A 945-nucleotide genomic window follows, 5' to 3' on the forward strand; every position below is an offset into this window, starting at 1 on the left:
CCTCCCCAGCGGCCCCGACCCCTTCGTCACCTTCTTCGGCGGCAACTACTACCTCACCTACACCACCGGCGCCGACGTCCGCGTCCGCAAGGCCCGGAGCTTAGCCACGCTGGGCCAGGCCCCCGAGCAGGTCGTGTGGGCCGACTTCGAGCCCGAGCGCTGCTGCCACGTGTGGGCCCCCGAGTTCCACCGGCTCAAGAACCCCCAGGGCCAGTACCGCTGGTACCTCTACTACACCGCCGGGCCCTCGGAGTGCTGCGCCCAGCAGCGCATGCACGTGCTCGAGTCGGCCGCCGACGACCCCATGGGCCCCTACAGCTACAAAGCCCGCCTCTTCGACGCGCAGAACGACTTCTGGGCCATCGACCCCACCGTGCTCGAGAACGGCGGAAAGCTCTACGTGATCTACAGCGGCACCCCCTTCGACCTGATGCCCGGCGAGAAGCCGCAGAACCTCTACATCGCCCCCCTCTCCAACCCCTGGACCCTCTCCGGGCCCCGCGTCGAGATCTCCATCCCCGACCAGCCCTGGGAGATCTACGGCGCGGCGGTCAACGAGGGCCCGGCCGTCGTCAAGCGCAACAACAAGATCTACCTGGCCTACTCGGGCTCGGGCTGCTGGACCGACAACTACGCGGTGGGGGTGCTGGTGGCCTCGCAAAGTGCCGACCTGCTCCAGCCGAAGTCCTGGCAGAAGATGCCCAGGCCCTTCCTCACCCGCAACGACCAGGGCCAGGCCTTCGGCCCCGGCCACAACAGCTTCTTCAAGTCCCCCGACGGCAAGGAGGACTGGATCATGTACCACGCCAACCCCGGCCCCGACTTAGGCTGCAAGGACCAGCGCAGCCCCCGCGCGCAGAAGATCACCTGGGGCCCCGACGGCCTGCCCCGGGTGGCACCCCCCAGCGTCGGCCCCAGGTGATCTTCTGCGCGCGGGGGCTGCGC

1 protein-coding gene is annotated in these 945 nt (G+C 69.1%); it reads left to right on the forward strand.

What is annotated here, in order from left to right; translation table 11 throughout:
• The coding region (locus Mterra_RS21500) for a glycoside hydrolase family 43 protein (RefSeq protein WP_147373067.1) at positions 1 to 922 on the forward strand (922 nt) is incomplete at its 5' end.
• Positions 923 to 945 lie beyond the last annotated feature (23 nt).

The sequence above is a fragment of the Calidithermus terrae genome (genome assembly GCF_003574345.1).
GTDB classification, from domain to species: domain Bacteria; phylum Deinococcota; class Deinococci; order Deinococcales; family Thermaceae; genus Calidithermus; species Calidithermus chliarophilus.